The organism is Streptomyces sp. NPDC031100 (genome assembly GCF_055570785.1).
This window is the reverse complement of sequence record NZ_JBVIGN010000002.1, coordinates 591,917-611,933: the sequence shown is the minus strand read 5'-3', so window position 1 is coordinate 611,933 and position 20,017 is coordinate 591,917. Positions and strand designations below refer to the sequence as shown.

The 20,017-nt window shown below is 73.4% G+C and carries 11 protein-coding genes; 8 read left to right on the top strand and 3 right to left on the bottom strand.

The window, feature by feature from the left end:
• Positions 1–270 precede the first annotated feature (270 nt).
• On the bottom strand, positions 271–501 hold the full coding sequence (locus tag ACZ5DS_RS06915) for a hypothetical protein (RefSeq protein WP_468234803.1): 231 nt from the start codon (positions 499–501) through the stop codon (positions 271–273).
• Between the two features lie 14 nt (positions 502–515).
• Here ACZ5DS_RS06915 and ACZ5DS_RS06910 point away from each other — a divergent pair, with 14 nt between their 5' ends.
• The 3 genes from ACZ5DS_RS06910 to ccrA are packed head-to-tail and all read left to right on the top strand — an operon-like array spanning position 516 to position 14,146.
• Positions 516–9,056 carry an amino acid adenylation domain-containing protein gene (locus ACZ5DS_RS06910; RefSeq protein ID WP_468234802.1) on the top strand — a complete coding sequence of 2,847 codons (8,541 nt, stop codon included), beginning with the start codon at positions 516–518 and terminating at the stop codon, positions 9,054–9,056.
• Positions 9,049–12,864: a type I polyketide synthase gene (locus ACZ5DS_RS06905; RefSeq protein ID WP_468234801.1), complete on the top strand. Its 3,816-nt coding sequence runs from the start codon at positions 9,049–9,051 to the stop codon at positions 12,862–12,864. Before ACZ5DS_RS06910 ends, ACZ5DS_RS06905 begins: the two co-directional genes overlap by 8 nt.
• Before the next feature lie 58 nt (positions 12,865–12,922).
• The gene (gene ccrA / locus ACZ5DS_RS06900) at positions 12,923–14,146 is read left to right on the top strand and encodes a crotonyl-CoA carboxylase/reductase (RefSeq protein WP_468234800.1); all 1,224 of its coding nucleotides are present in this window, start codon (positions 12,923–12,925) and stop codon (positions 14,144–14,146) included.
• Between the two features lie 79 nt (positions 14,147–14,225).
• Here the strand turns inward: ccrA and ACZ5DS_RS06895 are convergent, their stop codons facing one another.
• Both ACZ5DS_RS06895 and ACZ5DS_RS06890 read right to left on the bottom strand, forming a co-directional pair.
• A complete protein-coding gene (locus ACZ5DS_RS06895; RefSeq protein ID WP_468234798.1) occupies positions 14,226–15,710 on the bottom strand; it encodes a class I adenylate-forming enzyme family protein in 1,485 nt (494 codons plus the stop codon).
• Entirely contained in the window at positions 15,710–15,958 is a 249-nt protein-coding gene (locus tag ACZ5DS_RS06890; RefSeq protein WP_468234796.1) for an acyl carrier protein, read from the bottom strand. The genes ACZ5DS_RS06895 and ACZ5DS_RS06890 overlap by 1 nt, the downstream gene beginning before the upstream one ends.
• Before the next feature lie 255 nt (positions 15,959–16,213).
• On the opposite strand from ACZ5DS_RS06890, the gene paaA reads away from it, so the two are divergent.
• Genes paaA through ACZ5DS_RS06865 form a run of 5 tightly spaced genes read left to right on the top strand, consistent with a single transcriptional unit; the run spans position 16,214 to position 19,972 of the window.
• Positions 16,214–17,275: a 1,2-phenylacetyl-CoA epoxidase subunit PaaA gene (gene paaA / locus ACZ5DS_RS06885; RefSeq protein ID WP_468234794.1), complete on the top strand. Its 1,062-nt coding sequence runs from the start codon at positions 16,214–16,216 to the stop codon at positions 17,273–17,275.
• A complete protein-coding gene (gene paaB / locus ACZ5DS_RS06880) occupies positions 17,272–17,577 on the top strand; it encodes a 1,2-phenylacetyl-CoA epoxidase subunit PaaB (protein ID WP_468234792.1) in 306 nt (101 codons plus the stop codon). Before paaA ends, paaB begins: the two co-directional genes overlap by 4 nt.
• The gene (paaC, locus tag ACZ5DS_RS06875; protein ID WP_468234790.1) at positions 17,567–18,358 is read left to right on the top strand and encodes a 1,2-phenylacetyl-CoA epoxidase subunit PaaC; all 792 of its coding nucleotides are present in this window, start codon (positions 17,567–17,569) and stop codon (positions 18,356–18,358) included. Before paaB ends, paaC begins: the two co-directional genes overlap by 11 nt.
• 14 nt (positions 18,359–18,372) lie before the next feature.
• Positions 18,373–18,852, top strand: coding sequence for a 1,2-phenylacetyl-CoA epoxidase subunit PaaD (gene paaD, locus ACZ5DS_RS06870; RefSeq protein ID WP_468235112.1), 480 nt, complete (start codon positions 18,373–18,375; stop codon positions 18,850–18,852).
• Positions 18,853–18,862: 10 nt separating this feature from the next.
• Positions 18,863–19,972 (top strand): 2Fe-2S iron-sulfur cluster-binding protein, encoded by a 1,110-nt coding sequence (locus ACZ5DS_RS06865; RefSeq protein ID WP_468234788.1) that lies wholly within the window; start codon positions 18,863–18,865, stop codon positions 19,970–19,972.
• The last annotated feature ends 45 nt before the right edge of the window (positions 19,973–20,017 follow it).

Sequence of the window (20,017 nt, the reverse complement as noted above, 5' to 3'; positions counted from 1 at the left end):
GCACGCGTGCGGGCATATGCCCGGGGCGTCGGCACCCCGTCACGCGCCGCTCCGCCCTGGAAACAAGGGGCTTCAGCCCTCCCACGCTCGCTCCGCCGCTTTGGCCGTCCACCGTCCGGCACGCTTCCGTGGCGTCGGCAACAGGGCCTCCGGCGAGGATGTCTCAAATCAATTCCCCGCCCGGGCAAAGCCGGTTGAAGCGCCCGAGAAGTTTTTCCCTGAATTTGTCCCCGGCGTCATTCGAGCCGTCCCCGGGCGCCCTTGACTGGCCTACGACCGGTCGTGCAGAGTGAGACGGCGGAAGATGATCGCCACCTGACCAGGCGATTCCCCGCGCGCGTCCTGCCGCGCGCCTTCCATTTCCCGGCCTTTCCTGTCGTATTCCCCCTTCGACAGCGCCTTGCGCGACGGCCCGACGGCCGGCGGGCGCGTCATCGGATACGGCCCATCCGTCCGCTCGGCCGGGACCGTCCAGTGATTCGTGTGAATACCGCTCGCCATTGAGGGTTGGTGCCATGTCAGTCCACGAGCACGAACGTCGACAGCTGTCGGGAGCCCAGGAGGGTCTGTGGTTCGCCGGGCGGCTGGCGGCGCACGCCGCCGCCTACAACACCGGCGAGTACGTGGAGATCCACGGCCCGGTCGACACCGGCCTGTTCGAGGCCGCGCTGCGCCGCACCGTCGCGGAGGCCGACACCTTCGCGCTGCGCTTCGCCGACACCGCGGACGGCCCCCGCTGCGCTCCGGCCGACGACCCGGGCGACTGGCCGCTGCACCGCGTCGACGTCAGTGCCGAGCCCGACCCGGGGGCCGCCGCCGAGGACTGGGTCCGCCGGGAGCTGGCGACGGCGACCGACCTCGTCTCGGGGCCGCTGTTCTCGCACGCACTGATCACGCTGGGGCAGGACCGCTTCATCTGGTTCCTGAGGGCCCATCACATCCTGCTGGACGGCTACAGCTACAAGCTGGTGGCCCGTCGCCTCGCCGATACCTACACCGCGCTCGCCGCCGGCCGCGAGCCGGAGCCCGCAGGGTTCGAGCCGGTCGCGCGGCTCCAGGCCGAGGAGGCCGCCTATCTGGCCTCGGAGCGTCACGACCGGGACCGTGAATTCTGGGCATCCCGGCTCGCCGGTCTGCCCGAGCCGGTCCGCCTCACCGACCGCACGGCCCCGCCCGAGGCGCCCTTCCTGCGGGCCACGCACGACCTCACACCGGCCCGGACCGAGGCGCTCGACGCGGCGGCGGCCCGCATCAAGGTCTCCCGCACCGACCTGCTCGTAGGTGCCATCGCCGCGTATCTGCACCGCATGACCGGCGCCGACGACCTGGTCCTGGGCCTCGCCACGATGAGCCGGCTCGGGTCGGCCGCGCTGCGCACCCCGGGCACCGCCTCCGACATCCTGCCGCTGCGCGTCACCGTCTCCCCCACCGCGCCCCCGGCCGAACTGATGCGGTCCGTGGCCGAGGAGCTGCGGTCGCTGCGCCGACACCAGCAGTACCGGGGCGAGTTCGTGCGCCGCGACCTGGGTCTGCTGGGCGCGGGGCGGCAGCTGCACGGACCGGTGGTCAACATGGTCCCCTTCTCCGAGGACCTGACCTTCGACGGGCATCCCTCGACCTCTCACCACCTGTCCGGCGGCGCGGTCGACGACCTGCAGATCAGTGTGCGTCCGGGAGCCGAGGCCGGTGGCCTGTGGCTGGCCTTCGACGCGAACCCGGGGGCATACGAGCAGGCCGAACTGGACAACCATCTGCGGCGGTTCCTCCTGCTGCTGGACCGGCTCACCGCCGACGAGGCGCCGTCGGCGCTCGCCGACGTCCCGCTGCTGCTGCCGGGCGAGGAACCGGAGACCCGGCCCCGGCGCACGTACACCGTCACGGGCACCCTCACCCGGCGTTTCGAGGAGCAGGCGGCGCGTGTCCCGGACGCCGTCGCGGTGACCTACGAGCAAGAACGCCTCAGTTACGCCGAACTCAACACGGACGCCAATCGGCTGGCGCGGCTGCTCGTCGGGCACGGTGCGGGACCGGGCAAGGTGGTCGCGCTGGCGCTGCCGCGCGGGACGCGCCTCGTCGTGGCGCTGCTCGCCGTGCTGAAGACGGGTGCCGCCTATCTGCCGCTGGACACCGGTCACCCGGCCGAGCGGCTGCGGCTGGTAGCCGAGGACGTGCCGCCGGCCGTGCTCGTCACCGACACCGAGACCGCCGGGGCGCTGCCCGCGATACCGGCGCCGACCGTCGTCCTGGGCAGCCCCGAGACCGACGAGGATCTCGCCGCACGTCCGGCCGGCGACCTCGGCGACGCGGACCGCACCGGCCCCACGGGCGCGGACGACATCGCGTACATCATCCACACCTCCGGGTCCACCGGCCGCCCCAAGGGCGTCCCCGTCCCGCACTCCAACGTGCTGCGGTTGTTCGAAGCGTCCGCCGAGCACTTCGACTTCGGCGCGGACGACGTGTGGACGCTGTTCCACTCGTACGCCTTCGACTTCTCCGTCTGGGAACTGTGGGGCCCGCTGCTGCACGGCGGACGGCTCGTCGTCGTGCCGTACGCGGTCAGCCGCTCGCCGCGCGAGTTCCTGCGGCTGCTGCGGGACGAGCGGGTCACGGTGCTCAATCAGACGCCGTCCGCGTTCGAGCATCTGATGCAGGCGGATCTGGCGGGCGAGCACGCCGAAACGGCGCTGCGCTACGTCGTGTTCGGCGGTGAGGCGCTTCGGGCCGAGCGGCTGCTGCCGTGGGCGGGGCGGTACGGACTGGACGCGCCCGCGCTGGTCAACATGTACGGCATCACCGAGACGACCGTTCACGTCACCTTCCAGCGCCTGACCCGCGCCCACCTGGACGATCCACGCCGGCCCAGTGTGATCGGCGCTCCGCTGGCCGACCTGTGCGTCCACGTGCTCGACGCGGCACTCCGGCCGGTTCCGCCCGGGGTCACCGGCGAGATGTACGTCTCGGGGGCGGGTCTGGCTCCCGGCTACCTCGGACGGCCCGAGCTGACCGCCGAGCGGTTCGTCGAGGACCCGTTCGGCCCGCCCGGCGCGCGGATGTACCGCACCGGCGACCTCGCCCGGCGTACGGCCGACGGCATCCTGGAGTACAGAGGACGCTGCGACGAGCAGGTGAAGATCCGCGGGTTCCGTATCGAACCCGGCGAGATCCAGGCCGTGCTCGCCGAGCACGCGGAGGTCGCCGCGGCGGCCGTCGTCGTACGGCGGACCGCGGACGGAGACCCGCAGCTCGTCGCCTACGCCGTACCCGTCGAGGGACACCGCCCGAGCCCCGCCGGTCTGCGCGCCCATCTCACCGAGCGGCTCCCCGGACACATGGTCCCGGCCGCGTGCGTGCTGATCGACGCGCTGCCGCTGACCGCGAACGGCAAACTCGACGTGCGGGCCCTGCCCGAGCCGGACTTCACCGACGCCGCCGCGGGACAACGCCCCACGACGATCGAACAGGCCCTGGTCTGCCGTCTGTTCGCCGAGGTTCTGCGGCTGCCCGAGGACTCCGTGGGCGTGGCCGGGAACTTCTTCGACCTGGGCGGACACTCCCTCCTGGCGGTACGGCTGCTGGCCCGGCTGCGTGCGGAGACCGGCCGGGACATCCCGATGGCCGTGCTGTTCGAGACGCCCACGCCCGCCGCGCTCGCGCTGCGGCTGCAGGAGCAGTCCGACGCGGCGGCCAGGCTGCCCGCGCTGGAGGCGGCGGCGCGTCCCGCGCGGGTACCGCTGTCGTTCGCGCAGGAGCGGATGTGGTTCCTCAACCGGCTGGACGGTGCGTCGGCGACGTACAACATTCCGCTGGTCGTCCCGCTGGAGCACGACGTCGACGTGGCGGCGCTGCACGCGGCGCTCGCCGATGTCATGGACCGGCACGAGAGCCTGCGCACGGTGTTCGCGGACGACGGTGACGGTCCGCACCAGCGGATCCTGCCGCCCGGGACGCTGCGTCCGCAGCTGCGGATCGTGGACTGCCCGGCCGAGGAGGTGGACGCGCAGGTCATCGCGGCGGGCCGGCATCGTTTCGACCTGACGAGGGAGAGCGCGCTGTGGGCCGCGGTCGTCGGCACCGGGGCGCGCCGCACGCTGCTGCTCGTGCTGCACCACAGCGCGGCCGACGGCTGGTCGCTGCGGCCCCTGGCGGAGGATCTGGGCGCCGCCTACGAGGCCCGCAGGGAGGGCCGGGCGCCGCACGGGAAGCCGCTGCCGGTGCAGTACGCCGACTATGCGCTGTGGCAGCGCGGGGTCCTGGCCCCCGCGCCCGAGGGGCCCGGCCGGCTGGAGCAGCTGACCGGATTCTGGCGCGAGGCCCTCGCCGGGCTGCCCGCGGAGAGCACCCTGCCCGTCGACCGGGCCCGCCCTGCCGTGGCCTCCGGTGCCGGCGCGAGTGTGTCGGCGACCGTGGACGCGGAGCTGCACGGGCGGCTGATGCGGCTGGCGGAGGCCGAGGACGCGAGTCTGTTCATGGTCCTGCACGCAGCGGTGGCCGCGGTGCTGTCGCGGTGGGACGCCGGCACCGACCTGGTGATCGGCACGCCGGTGGCCGGACGCTCGGAGGCCGCGCTGGACGACGTCATCGGGCTGATCACCAACACCCTCGTGCTGCGCACGGACACCTCGGACGACCCGGACTTCCGTGAACTGCTCGCGCGGACACGGCGGTTCGACCTCGCGGCCCTGGACCACCAGGATCTGCCGTTCGACGTGCTCGTCGACGACCTGAACCCGCCCCGGCACCCGGCCCGCCATCCGCTGTTCCAGGTCATGCTGGCCCTGCAGAACAACGAACCGGCACTGCTCCGACTCGACGGCCGGCAGACGCCGCTGCGGCCCACGGCCACCGGCACCGCCAAGCTCGACCTCTTCGTGGACGTCCTGGAACGGCGTGACGAGGGGGGCACGCCCGGGGGCCTGGACCTCCATGTCGAGTACGCCACCGACCTGTTCGCCCCGGAGACCGCCGCCCGTTTCACCGAGGCGCTGTCCGCCGCCCTCGATGCCGTGTGCGCGGATCCGGCGCTGCGGGTGAGCGACCTGCCCGCGCGGGGATCGCAGCCGCAGGGCCGGCCCGCCGACCTCGCCACCGTGGCTCTGGAGGTGGCCGGTGTGCGTGACGCGGTCGCGCTGCCGCCCCGCGACCCCTCCGATCCGCCGTCGCTCTACGTGGTGCCCGGCCGGGCCGGACAGGTGGCGCAGACCCTCGACGCGGCGCGTGTCACCGCCGTGAACGGGCTGCCGCGCACCCCGGACGGTGCCCTGGACATCGATGCCCTGCGCGCCCTGCCCGCCGTCGACCGCACGGCCGCCGCCCGTTGGCAGCGGGAGCTGGAGCGGCTCACCGGAGTCCGCGAGGCGACGGTCGAACCGGAGGACGTTCCCGAGGAGTTGGGCCGGATCCACGCCGGGCCGCCCCGGCCCGGGACCCAGCCGGAGGCCTCCCCCGAGGCCACGCCCCGGACCGACCGCGTCCCTGCCCTCAGCGAGGGCCCTCTCCTGCCCGAGCCGTCCGTCTCCGGCTGGGCGGAAGCCCTCACCCGCGCGGCGACCACGCCGCACGGCGAGATCGTGCACGTGCGCGCCGACGGCAGCGAGACCCGCCGCAGCTACGCCTCACTCGCCGAGGAAGCCTCGCGCGTCCTGGCCGGACTGCGGGACAAGGGGCTGCGCCCCGGCGATCAGGTCATCCTCCAGTGCTCGGACACGGAGGACTTCGTGGCCGTGCTGTGGGGCTGTGTCCTCGGCGGGTTCGTGGCCGTGCCCCTGACCGTGCCCACCTCCTACGCCACCCCCTCTGCCGCCGTCACCAAGCTGGAGGGCATCTGGCGGATGCTGGACCGGCCGTGGATCGTCGCCTCGCCGCCGGACGCGCCCGGCCTGCGGGAGCTGGCCGAGCGGGACGGCTGGACGGGGCTGCGGCTGGCGACCGCCGACGCGCTGCGTGAGGCGCCCGAGGACCACGACTGGCACGAGGCGGCACCGGACGACCTGATGCTGATGCTGATGACCTCGGGCAGCACCGGGCTGCCCAAGGCCGTGCGGATCACCCACCGGGGCGTGCTGACCCGGTCGGCGGCCACCGAGGCGATGAACGGCCTGGGCGAGCACGACGTCAGCCTCAACTGGATCCCTCTGGACCATGTGACCGGTGTGGTGATGTTCCACCTGCGGGACGTGTATCTCGGCTGCCGGCAGATCCATGCGCCGACCTCCTGGATTCTGCAGGATCCGCTGCGCTGGGCCGACCTCGCCGACCGGCACCGCGTCACCGTCACCTGGGCGCCCAACTTCGCCTTCGGGCTCTTCGCCGAGCAGGCCCACCGGTTCGAGGGCCGCGCCTGGGACCTGTCGCCGATGCGGCTGGTGATGAACGCCGGCGAGGTCGTCGTGGCCTCGGCCGCGCGCCGCTTCGTGCACGTGCTGCGCCCGTTCGGGCTGCCGCAGGACGTCATGCACCCCGGCTGGGGCATGTCCGAGACCTGCTCGGTGGTCACCGACAGCGTGCTGCCCGCCGAACCGCCGGGCCACGACGAGTCGTTCGTCAGCTGCGGGCTGCCCTATCCCGGGTTCGCCATGCGGATCGTCGACGACCGGGACACCGTCATGGCCGAGGGCGATGTCGGACGGCTCCAGGTGCGCGGGACCTCGGTGACCCAGGGCTACTACGACAACGCGAAGGCCAACGCGGAGTCGTTCACGCAGGACGGCTGGTTCGACACCGGCGACCTGGCCTTCCTACGCGACGGCGAGCTGTACATCACCGGCCGGGCCAAGGACGTCATCATCGTCAACGGCGTCAACCACTACAGCCACGAGATCGAGGCCTGCGTCGAGGAACTCGCCTGTGTGGTACGGAGTTTCACGGCCGCTGTCGCCGTCCGCTCCGACCCGTCCGCGACCACCGACGAACTCGCCCTCTTCTTCCACCTGGCCGAGGGCCACGCCCCGGCCGCCGCGCTGCGCGAGATCGGCGGCAAGGTGACCCGGGAGATCGGCGTGAGCCCCGCCTTCCTGATCCCGGTCGGTACCCAGGACATCCCGAAGACCGAGATCGGGAAGATCCAGCGCACCAGGCTCCGCAAGGCCTTCGAAGCGGGCGACTTCGACGCGGCGGTCCGCGAAGCGCAGGTGCTGCTCGGCAGTGCGGCCACGCTGCCGGACTGGTTCCTGCGGCCGGTGTGGCAGCGGGCCGACGCCCTCCGTCCGCCCATGGGAGCGGCGGGGCGGCACGTCCTCCTACTGGCCGGGGGCGATCCCGAGGCCACCGCACGCGTGACCGGACGGCTGCGGGCCGAGGGCGGGCTGTGCACGGTGCTCACCGACGGTCAGGCGTACGAGCGGATCGACGCCGCCACGTACCACGTACGGCCCACGGAGGTCGACGACTTCGCCGCCGTGCTGGAACGGCTCGGTGCCGACGGGCGCGAGGTCGACGCCGTGATCCGCCTGGGCTCCGCCGGCGACACAGACCCCGCCGAGTCGCTGCTGGCCCTCGTCCGTGCGCTGATCGACGCACACGATCCGAAGCGCCCGCTCCCGCTGCTGTTCGCCACGGCCGGCGCGCACGCCGTGACGCCCCTGGACCGGCCGCGCTGCGACCACGCCACGACGGTGGGTCTGCTCAAGTCCCTGCGCGAGGAACACCCTTGGCTGCGGAGCGTCCATGTCGACCTGGCGCCGGACTGGGACGTGGACGCGCTGCTCGCGGAGCTCACGGCCACACCCGTCGAGGCCGAGGTCGCCCACCGTGACGGGCTGCGGTATGTGCGCCGCCTGGCGCCCCTGCCCGACCCGCTGCCGCGCACCCAGCCGTCCACCGCCGGGTTCCATCTCGTCAGCGGCGGTCTGGGCGGTGTCGGCGTCGAGATCGCCGAGCATCTGCTGAAGACGCCCGGAACGAGGCTGCTGCTGCTCGGCCGTGGTGCGCCCGGCGAGGAGCTGCGGCGGCTCGCACAGCTCGGGGAGGTGCGCCATGTGCGGGCCGACGTCACCGACACCGCGCAGGTGCGCGCCGCCGTAGCGGAGGCGGCCGAGGCCTGGGGTGTGCCCCTGACCTCGGTGCTGCATCTGGCCGGTGCCTTCGACGAACGGCCGGTGCGCGAGCTCGACACGGAGAGCTGGCGGGCGGCCCTGGACGCGAAGGTCCGCGGCGCCTGGGCACTGCACGAGGTCGCGGCGGAGCACCCGGTCGACTCCTTCGTCACCTTCTCCTCCGTCAACGGCTACTTCGGCGGCGCCATGAACTCCGCGTACGCGGCCGCCAACGCCCTCCTGGACGCGCTGGCCGTGCACCGCCGTCACCTGGGGCTGCCCGGACAGAGTCTGGCGTGGAGCATGTGGCGCGAGCGCGGCATGAGCCGGGGTTACGGTCTCACCTCGCTGACCGAGGCCCGGGGCTACCGTGTTCTCGACCCGGCGGCGGCGCTGCGCTCGTTCGACCTCGCGCGTTCCCTGGACGAGCCGCACGTACTGATCGGAGCGGACCGTACGGCGCCGTGGGTGCGCAGTCATGTCGTGGGCCCCGTACGGCGGGTGCGACGGCTTGCGGCGAGGGTCGCCCTCGACGAGGGCACCGACCTCGGCGCGCTGTGCCGCGACGCCGCCCGGGGCGCGGAGGGCCACGCGTGGGTGCTGCGGTCGGCCGGCACGGCGGCCGCGGGGTCCGAAGCCCCGGATTCCGGCGAGCAGTCGCGTGGCCTGGAGACGCGGCTCGCCGGCATCTGGTGCACGGTGCTGGGCCGGGACCGGGTCGGCCGGGACGACAACTTCTTCGACCTGGGCGGCAATTCTCTGCTCCTGGTCGGCGCCCAGACGGCGATCAACAAGGAACTGGGCTGCGATCTCGGCGTGGTGGACCTGTTCGCGCATCCGACGGTGCGGGCGCTCGCCCGACACCTGTCCGACAGCGGAGTCGGCGCCACCGAGGCCGAGGCGGCACCCGCGGCGGACCGGCCCACCGGCCTGGACCGGGCCAGGCAGCAGGCACAGCGGCAGCGGGCGGCCCGCGGCGCCCGTCGCTCCGTACGGGAACGGAAGGACCGAACCGATGGCTGAGCCCACCACCCCGCCGGACGAGGAGGTGCCCGCCGTAGCCGTGATCGGCATGGCGGCGCGCTTCCCGGGCGCGGACGACATCGACGCCTTCTGGGAGAACCTCGCCGCCGGCCGGGACGCGGTACGGCCCGTCACCGACGAGGAGTTCCTCGCGGCGGGCGGCGCCCCGAAGGACCTCGAGGACCCGACCCTGGTCCGGATGGCGTCCGTGGTCGAGGGCATCGACCGGTTCGACGCGGACTTCTTCGGCATGAGCCCCGCCGAGGCGGCCGTCGTCGACCCGCAGCAGCGGCTGCTGCTGGAGACGGCGTACCACGCGCTGGAGGACGCGGGGCAGGTGCGCGAGGCGCAGCAGATCACCACGGGCGTCTACGCGGGCGCCGGCGACAGCCGCTACTACCCGGCGCACCTCCACCCCCGCTACGCCGGTCAGCCGGGATCGGTGGCGCTGGTGCACGCGGCCACCGCCAACTCGCTCGGCACGCTGGCCACCCGGATCTCCTACGAACTGGGGCTCACCGGGCCGAGTCTGTCGCTGCAGACGGCGTGCTCCACGGCGCTGGTCGCGCTGCACACCGCGTGCCAGGACCTGCTGGACTTCCGGTGCGACCTGGCGCTCGCCGGGGCGGTGTCCCTCAACCCCTCGGCGCTCCTCGGATATCGGCACGTGCCCGACGGGCCGTTCTCGCCGGACGGGCGCTGCCGGGCCTTCGCGGCGGACGCGGCCGGCACCTCCTCGGGCGACGGGGTCGGGGCGGTCGTCCTGAAGCGGCTGGAGGACGCGCTCGCCGACGGCGACCGGATCCGGGCGGTGGTGCGGGGTTCGGCGGTCAACAACGACGGGCGCCGCAAGGTCGGGTTCACCGCGCCCAGCGCGGCGGGCCAGACCGAGGTGATCCTGGCCGCGCAGGCGCAGGGCGACATCGACGCCGGCACGATCGGGCTGGTCGAGGCGCACGGCACCGCCACACGGATCGGCGATCCGATCGAGGTGGCGGCGCTGACCGAGGCGTTCCGGCAGTCCACGGACCGGCGCGGGTTCTGCGCGCTGGGCTCGGTGAAGACCAACATCGGGCATCTCGGCGCGGCCGCCGGAATCGCCGGGTTCGTCAAGGCCGTACTCGCCCTGGAGCACCGGCGGATACCGCCCAGCCTGCACTTCGGCGCGCCGAATCCGCTGATCGACTTCGCGGCCGGTCCGTTCCGGGTGCCGACCGAGCTGGAGGAGTGGCCGGATGCGGGCCATCCGCGCCGGGCGGCGATCAGCGCCTTCGGGGTCGGCGGCACCAACGCCCACGTCATCGTCGAGGAGGCACCGGCCGCCCCGGAGCCGCCCCGGCCGGCACAGACGCCCCGGCGACACGTCCTGCCGTTGTCCGCGCGTACGGCGGGCGCGCTGCGCGGTCAGGCCGAGGCCCTGGCCCGTCATCTGGAACGCCGCCCCGAACTGCGGCTCGACGACGTCGCGCACTCCCTGCGCACCGAGCGCCCGGCCCTGCGCCACCGGCTCACCGTCAGCGCCACGTCGGCGGCCGAGGCGGTGGCCGCGCTGCGCACCCCGCAGCCGCCGGTGGGCCCCGTCCCCGACGATCCGCCGCGGGTGGCGTTCCTGCTGCCCGGCGGCGGCACCCAGTACGTCGGCATGGGCGCCGAGCTGTACCGGGACAACGACGTCTACCGCGACGCCGTGGACACCTGTGCGCGCGTCCTGCGGCCGGTCATCGGCGGCGATCTGCGCACCGCCCTGTTCGAGCGGGTCGAGCCGGGCAGTGCCCCCGCCTTCCTCGCGCTGATCGTCACCGAGTACGCCCTGGCCAGGACGCTCATGGAGCAGGGCGTGCGGCCCGATGCGCTGATCGGGCACTCCCTGGGCGAGTACACGGCGGCCTGTCTGGCCGGGGTGATGGAGCTCGACGAGATGTTGCCGGTGGTCGCCGAGCGCATCCGGCTCATCGCCTCCTGCGGTGGGGCCACCGTCGGCGTCGCCGCCCCGGCGGACGCCGTCGCCCCGCTGCTCGGCCCGGACCTGTCGCTGGCCGCCGTGAACGGGCCCGCGGCCTGCACGGTCGCCGGCCAGGCCGAGGCGGTGGCCCGGTTCGAGGCCGAACTCACCCGCCGGGACCTGCCGTTCCGCCGACTGCGCATGCCCGCCGCCGCCCACTCCCACGTCCTCGACCCGATCCTCGACACCTTTGCGGACCGTCTGCGCACCCTGCGGCTGCGACCGCCCCGCATCCCGTACGTCACCAATGTCACCGGTACCTGGATCACCGCCGCGCAGGCGACGGACGTACGCCACTGGGTCGACCACACCCGGCGGACCGTGCGGTTCGCCGACGGCATCGGCACGCTGTGGGCCGACGGACGGCCGGTGCTGGTCGAGATCGGGCCCGGTGACAGCATGACCAAGCTCGCTCGGGCCCGGCTGGAGGGCGAGGAGCCGGTGACGGTCACGACCATGCGGCATGCCAAGGCCGACGGCCCCGACGGGTTCGTCCTCGCCGGTGCGCTGGGCCGGCTGTGGGCGGCCGGGGTCGATTCGGCCCTCCCCGACGGCACGGATCCCACCGGACCTCCGCGCCGGACACGGCTGCCCGGGTACGCCTTCGACCGGCGGCGGCACTGGATCGACGCCCCGGGCGCGCGCACCGGCCCCAGGGCGGCGGAGGAGCCGAGGCACGTGGACTCCGGGGGCGGACGGATGCCCCGTCCGCTGCTCACGACCGAGCATGTGGCGCCCCGCACGGACCGGGAGCGGGCGGTGGCCGAGGTGTGGGAGGAGCAGCTCGCCATCGACGGCATCGGCGTCCACGACAACTTCTTCGACCTGGGCGGCGACTCGATGCGGGCCGTGCTCCTCGCGGGCCGGCTGCGCTCGGCCGGTGTGCTGGACGTGCCGGCCGCCTCACTGCTGGCCGCTCCCACGGTCGCCGGGCTGCTGGCGGGCGCCGACGAAGCGGCAGGCTCCCGCCGGGGCCCGTCCTCCGAGGCACTGCGCCCCCTGCTGCCGTTGCGCCGCGAGGGCGGTGAGGCGCCGCTGTTCTGTGTCCATCCCGGTGCGGGTGTCTCCTGGCGGTACACCGGGCTGCTGCCGCATCTCGGCCCGGACCAGCCGGTGTTCGGCATCCAGGCCCACGGACTCGACGGCTCCCGCCCGCCCGCGCCGGACGCCATGTCCATGGTGGCGTCGTACGTGGACCTCGTGCGCGAGGCCCAGCCCGAGGGCCCCTACCGGTTGCTGGGCTGGTCCTACGGCGGTTTCGTCGCGCACGCCATGGCCTGCGCGCTCCAGGAACGGGGCGAGCGGGTCGAGTTGCTGGCCATGCTGGACGCGCCGCAGCCGGATGGCACCCTCCACGACCCGGAGCAGGCCGAGCGGCAGGTGGCCGCGCTGCTGATGCGCGTGGCGGGTCTGCCGGTCGACGCGGACACCGCGGTCCCGGACGTCGACAGCGTGCTGGCGCGCATCGGCGAGGGCGCGGCCGACGGCACCGGACCGGCCCCCGTGACACGCGCCGAGGCCACGGCGATCGCCGACGTGATGCGCAACAACCTGCGCATCGCACCGCAGTTCGACCCCGGCGTCTACCGCGGCGAGGTGCTGTTCTTCAGCGCCACCGAGGACGCGCGCACCGACGGCTCCGATCTCGCGCTCGCCCCCGGCAAGGCGGACGCCTGGCGACCGTACGTCGACGGATCGATGACCGATCACGCCGTGCCGTGCGGCCACTACGAGATGACCGAACCCGCGCCGATGGCCATGATCGGCGCGGTGGTGGCCAAGGCGCTGCGCCCTGTCTCCGGATGAGCCCGACCCGCTTCCCGGCTCACCCGGCCCTCCCCCACCGAACGTCCAGGAGAACTCCGTGAACAAGGATCTGTTCGATCTCGGCGACGCCCCCGAACTCGGGACGGCGCCCAAGCGGATGTACGCTTCCGTGATCCGCCGCGAGCGCTACGGCGAGCCCGTCGACGCCTTCCGCACCGAGGTGGTGGACGTGCCGCCGATACAGCCCGGCCAGGTCCTGGTGAAGGTGATGGCGGCCGGCGTGAACTACAACAACGTGTGGGCCGCGCTGGGTTCGCCGCTGGACGTCATCGCCGCCCGGCAGAAGCAGGGCGCCACGGAGGACTTCCACATCGGCGGCTCCGATCTCTCCGGCGTCGTCTGGGCCGTCGGCGAGAACGTGCGCGGGGTGAAGCCGGGCGACGAGGTGGTCGTGCTGGCCGTGCGCTGGGACGAGTCCGCCGAGGACATCAGGCTCGGCGCCGACCCGGTCACCTCCTCGTCGCAGCGGGTGTGGGGCTACGAGGAGAACTACGGCTCCTTCGCGCAGTTCGCGGTCGTCGACGACTACATGTGCCACCCCAAGCCGGCCAGGCTGTCCTGGGCGGAGTCGGCCTGTTACATGGCGACGGCGGCGACCGCCTACCGTCAGCTGTTCGGCTGGCAGCCGCACACCGTCCGGCCCGGCGACCCGGTCCTGGTCTGGGGCGGTGCGGGCGGCCTGGGCAGCATCGCCATCCAGCTGGTGCGGCACGTCGGCGGGATACCCGTGGCCGTCGTCTCCAGCGAGGAGCGCGGCGAGTTCTGCGTGCGGCTCGGCGCCGAAGGCTGGATCAACCGGCGGGACTTCGACCATTGGGGCCGACTGCCCGACGCTTCCGACGAGGCGGCGATGGCCAAGTGGCTGGCGGGGGCGCGGGCGTTCGGCCGCAGGTTCTGGGAGGTGCTCGGCGAGCGCCGGGCACCGCGGATCGTGCTGGAACACTCCGGCGCCGACACCATCCCGACCTCGGTGTATCTCTGCGACAGCGCCGGAATGGTGGTCATCTGCGGCGGCACGACCGGCTACAACGGCGATGTCGACCTGCGGTTCCTGTGGATGCGGCAGAAGCGCCTGCAGGGCTCGCACGTGGCGTCACTGCGCGAGGCGCGCGAGGTGACCCGGCTGATCGACCAGGGCGCCATCGACCCGTGTCTGTCACGGACGTTCGGCTTCGAGGAGATCGGCCTCGCGCATCAGCTGCTGCACGAGAACAGGCACCCGGCCGGCAACATGGCGGTGCTGGTGAACGCGAGCGCATAGCGACCGGTACGGTCGGGGGCCCGGTGACTTCTCGTCACCGGGCCCCCGACTCGACCGTGGCATTCCACGGCAACGCGCTTCAGACCCGCTCGCGCAGCTGCTTCTTGATGATCTTCCCCGCGGGGTTCCGCGGTACCTGCTGGATGAACTCGATGCGGCGGGGCCGCTTGTAGGGGGCGAGTCTCTCGCCGAGGTGCGCGATCAGGGCCTGTGTGCTGGTGCCGTCTTCGGCGACGACGTACGCCAGCGGCACCTCGCCGTAGTCCTCGTCCGGGATGCCGACGACGGCCGCGTCCCTGACCGCGGAGTGGGCCATGAGGGCGCGCTCGATCTCGGACGGGTACACGTTCTGGCCGGCCCGGATGATCAGGTCCTTGCTGCGGTCCACGAGGTGGATACGGCCGCCCTCGTCGACGAATCCGAGGTCCCCGGTGCGGATCCAGCCGTCGAGGCGCGCTTCCTCGGTGGCCTCGGGATCGTTCCAGTAGCCCTGCATGACGCCGGGCCCGCGTACGACGATCTCGCCGATCTCGCCCCTGGGCAGCTCGTGGCCCTGGTGGTCGACGGCGCGCGCGGACATGCCCGGGATCACCCGGCCGCACGGGATGCGGGCCGTGACGTCACCGGGCGCGGGGTGCTCGTCGGGGCCGAGGGTCACGAACGGGCCGCCGACCTCGGTCATGCCGTACACCTGGCGGAAGCCGCAGCCGAGGCGGGTCACGGCGTCGGCGTAGACGTCGAGGGGCATCGGGGCGGCGCCGTAGAGGACCTCGCGCAGGGAGGACAGGTCGGTGCCGTGCGAGGCCTTCGCCTGGAGCATGAAGCGCAGCATCTGCGGGACCAGCCACATGTGGGTGGCCCGGTGCCGTTCGACGGCGGCCAGGGCACGCTGCGGCGTGAAGCCGGGCATCAGCACGATCGTGGCCCCGGCGGCCATGTAGGTCAGGGAGACGACCATGCTGCCGTGGTAGAGGGGGCAGCAGTTGACCATGACGATGTCGTCGGTGGGGCGGGATACGGCCAGCCAGCCGAGGCCGATGGCGCGGAAGGACGCCGGGTCGACAGTGACGCCCTTGGCCTGACCTGTGGTCGCGGAGGTGTGCAGCACGGCGACCGGGTCGGTGTCGGCGACCTCCGGCAGCGGGGCCGGTCCGGTGACCGTGCCGAGGGCGGTGAAGGCGGGCTTGTCCAGCGCCATGCGCAGGCGTACGCAGGCCGGTAGCGAGGTGTGCCGGTCGAGCAGCTCCGACTCGCCCAGCACCGCGACCGCGCCGGCCCGCTCGATGATCCCGGCCACTTCCGGCACGGCGAGGCTGTGGTTCAGCGGCACGAACAGAGCGCCCAGGCGGGCCAGCGCGAAGTAGCTCTCCAGGACCTCGATCCGGTCCAGGGAGAGGACGGCCACCCGGTCACCGGGTTCGATGCCGAGGCCGGCGAGGCCCCGGGCCAGCTCGGCCGTGCGGTCGTGGAACTCGGCCCAGGTGACGCTGCGGTGCTCGTCGACGAGGGCGACCCGGTCGGGGAAGCACTGGCGGTTGCGCTCCAGCAGCTGGGTCAGCCACATCACGCGCCGCCCGCGGAGCCGGCGACGGACCTCTCGGCGAGGAACCGCTCGTAGTCGCCGATGGTGCGCAGCTCCTCCATGTCGGCGGCGGTGATCTCCACGCCGGTGCGCTGCTCCACGAGCAGCACCAGCCGCACCAGGTCACCGGAGTCGATGCCGCTGCCGGCCAGCTCGACGTCGTCGCCGATGGTTTCGGCGTACTCGATCGTGCCGGTGAGTTCGACCAGCAACTCCCTGATGGTGCTCATGGCTTCCCCTTTCGTCCTGCCGCGGCCGGCGCCCTTCGACGGCCCGGGTGCCGACGCGCGCTCGCGTCCGCGTCTCACCCGGAAGAAGAGGCCCGCTCGCGTCCGCGCACTCCCCTGCGAAGCGCGTGACATGCGTCACGCGGGCAACCGGGAGGAGGCGGGATAGCGGGCCATGGCCACCGCCTCTTGTCTCAGTGAAGGTCCGTCCCCCGGGCCGTCGTCCAGGGGCCGGGGGCGGTCGCAGACGAGGGAGTGATGCAGGTGCTCGGCCAGAGCGCGCAGACAGCGGACCCGGCGTCCGTGACGCGGGGCGCCGACGTCTCGTCGGAGCAGATCTCGAAGGAGGATCCCCTCCCGCACTTCGAGGCACTCCTCGGCGCCGGCGAGACCATCGAGCCGCGCGACTGGATGCCCGACGGCTACCGCCGGATGCTGCTGCGCCAGATCGCCCAGCACGCCCACTCCGAGATCATCGGCATGCAGCCGGAGGGCGCCTGGCTGACCCGGGCCCCGTCGCTGCACCGCAAGTCGGTACTCATCGCCAAGGTCCAGGACGAGGCCGGACACGGCCTCTATCTGTACGCCGCCGCCGAGACCCTCGGCGTCGACCGCGCCGAGTTGCTGGACGCCCTCCACGAGGGCCGCCAGCGCTATGCCGCCACCTTCAACCACCCGGCGCTCACCTGGGCCGACACCGGCGCCATCGCCTGGCTGACGGACGGTGCGGCGGTCATCAACCAGGCACCGCTGTGCCAGACGTCGTACGGCCCGTACGCCCGTGCCATGCGCCGCGTCTGCCAGGAGGAGGCGTTTCACGTCCGCCAGGGGTACGACCTGATGCGCGCCCTGTGCGAAGGCACACCCGAGCAGCGGGAGATGGCGCAGGACGCGGTGAACCGCTGGTGGCTGCCGGCCGTGGCGCTGATGTTCGGCCCGCCCGACACCGTCGCGGGCGGCGCGGACGAGCGTACGGCGGCACTGGGCGCGGCCGTCTCCCGCCAGGCCATCGCCTGGGGCATCAAGCGTCACACCAACGACGAACTGCGCCAGCGCTTCGTCGACCACTGTGTGCCGCAGGCCGAACGGCTCGGGCTGACCCTGCCGGACCCGGGGATCCGCTGGAACGAGGAGCGCGGCCACTACGACTTCGGGCCGATCGACTGGGAGCTGTACCGGGGCGCGCTCGGCGACGACACGCACGTCGCCCGGCAGCGTGTCGCCCACCGGGTCGCCGCACACGAGGACGGCGCGTGGGTGCGCGAGGCGGCGGCCGCGTACGCGGCACGCACGACCGGTACCGAGGAGGAGGCGCTGTGAGCCGGGAGACCGAGGGAGCCCTGGCGTCCTGGGAGGTCTTCCTGAGGCCGCGCCGGGGGCTCGCCCACCAGCACGTCGGCTCGGTCCGGGCCGCCGACCCGGACATGGCCCTGGAGCACGCCCGAGACCTGTACACGCGCCGCGGCGACCCGCTCTCCCTGTGGGTCGTGCGCTCGGACGCCGTGCACGCGGCCTCCCCCACCGAACGGGACCCCTTCTTCGCGGGCGCCCGCCACAAGCCGTACCGCTACCCCGAGGCCTTCGCGCCGCTGGTGGAAGGAGGCGACCGGCATGACGACTGAGGCACGCGGCACCACTGCGGAATCGCTCACTTCGCGCGACCTGGCCGTGCTCACCTCCCGGCTCGGCGACGACGCACTCGTCCTGGGCCAGCGCCTGTGCCAGTGGATCACCCGCGCGCCGACGATCGAGGAGGACCTCGCGCTGTCGAACATCGCCCTCGACCTCGTCGGTCACGCGCGCGCCCTGCTGACGCTGACCGGGCGACTGGACGGCACCGGCCGCTCGGAGGACGACTTCGCCTTCGGCCGCTCGGACCGCGAGTTCGGCAACAGCCTGCTCACCGAACTGCCCGGCGGCGACTTCGCCGTGACCATCGCCCGGCAGCTCGCCTACAGCCACTACGCCGTCCTGTACTACGAGGCGCTCGCGGGCGGTGCGGAGCCCGAGCTCGCCGCGTTCGCCGCGCGGGCCGCCAAGGAGGTCGACTACCACCGCCGGCACGCCGACGGCTGGACGGTCCGGCTGGGCCTCGGGACCGCGGAGAGCACCCGGCGTATGCAGGCCGGCCTTGACCATGTGTGGCCGTACACCGGCGAGTTGTTCGAGGCGGACGAGGTGGTGACCCGCCTCGATGCCGCCGCGACCACCCCGTCGCCGGCTCCGCTCCTCGCGCCGTGGCGGGAGCGCGTGGGTGCCGTCGTACGACGTGCCGGACTGACCCTGCCCACGCCACGGTGGCAGGCGGGCGGCGGCCGGCAGGGTCTGCACACCGAGGCGTTCGGCCCGCTCGTCGCCGAACTGCAGTCGGTGCGTCGGCAGTTCCCTGGGGGGAACTGGTGACCGCACGGACACGCATGTCCCTCGACGAGGTACGGGCCCGTGTGCACGACCTCCCCGACCCGGAGCTGCCCGTCGTGAAGCTGGGCGAACTCGGGGTGATCCGCGAGGTGCGCACGGCGGCCGACGGCCGGCTGGAGGTGGTGTTCACCCCCACCTTCCTCGGCTGCCCCGCACTCTCCGCGATCATCTCGGCCATCGCCGGCGTCCTCACGGAGTGCGGCCACCCCGATGGCCGCGTCCGCCAGGTCATGACCCCCGCCTGGAGTACGGACCGCATCACGGCGTCCGGACGCCGCAAGCTCGCGGAGCACGGCATCGCCCCGCCCGGGCCGACGACCGCACCGCGGCCCGTCCGGGTCGGCTTCGGCGCGCCCTGCCCGCACTGCGGCTCCCGGGCCACCCGGCCGCACAGCGCGTTCGGCCCGACCCGCTGCCAGTCGATCCTGCTGTGCACGGCCTGCCGCGAGACGTTCCCGTACCTGGCCACAGTGTGAGGCGCCCCCGATGAACACGATCCAGGCCGCTGTCGACGCGGTGCCCACCCGGCGCCACGGCTGGTTCCCGCTCCCGGTCACCCGGCTCGAATCGCTCACCGACGACACCGTGGCCGTGACACTGTGCGTCCCGCCGGACCTGACCGGCACCTTCGCGGGCCGGCCCGGCCAGCATGTGGTCGTACGCCATCGGCGCCCCGGCGCGCAGGAACTGCGCCGCGCCTACTCGGTGTGCCCGCCGCCCATGGCCCCCGACACCTTGCGTCTGGTGGTCAAGCGCCATGCGCTTGACGGATTCGGCGCCTACGCCATGGACTCCCTGTCCCGCGGCGACATGCTCGAACTCGCGCCCCCGACAGGGAAGTTCGGGCTCCCGGACATCAAGGGCGGACACCACGTGCTGCTCGCCGGAGGCACCGGCATCACGCCCCTGGCCGCGATGGCGGCGGCGGCCCTGCGCGACTCGCCCGACTGCCGGGTGTCGTTGGTCCACGCGGTCCGTACGGCGGGCTCCGCGCTCCTGGCGGACGAACTCGCGGAGCTGAAGGACGCGTTCGTGGACCGCTTCACGGTGCTCTACGTCCTGTCGCAGGAGCGGCGCGAGAGCGAACTGTTCAGCGGGCGGATCGACGGGGAGAAGCTGCCACGGCTGCTGTCCCTGCTGGACGCGCGGCCCGATGAGACCACCTCGTTCGGCCTGTGCGGGCCCGCCGGGCTGGTGGAGACCGCGCGGACGACGCTGACGGCCTGGGGAGCGCAGTCCGCGCTGGTCCGCTGGGAGCTGTTCTCCGCCGCCGGGACACCGCCGGAGCCCGCGGCCGAGGTCGCCTCGTCCGGCGCCGAGCGGCGCATCCGCGCGGTGATCGACGGCCGTTCGACCACCGTGACCATGGCGGCGGGCGACCGCGTGGTCCTGGACGCCGTGCTGCGGGCCCGGCCGGAGGTGCCGTACGCCTGCCGGGACGGAGTGTGCGGGAGTTGCCGGGCCAAGGTCGTGGCGGGCTCGGTGGCGCTGGGCCGGCAGCAGGCCCTCGACGCCCGCGATCTCGCGGCGGGCTACACCCTGGCGTGCCGCGCCCGCCCCCGCACCGACGACCTCACGCTCGACTTCGACGTCTGACCGGCACCGGACCGGCGAGACCCGCAGCACCTTCAGGAGAGGAAG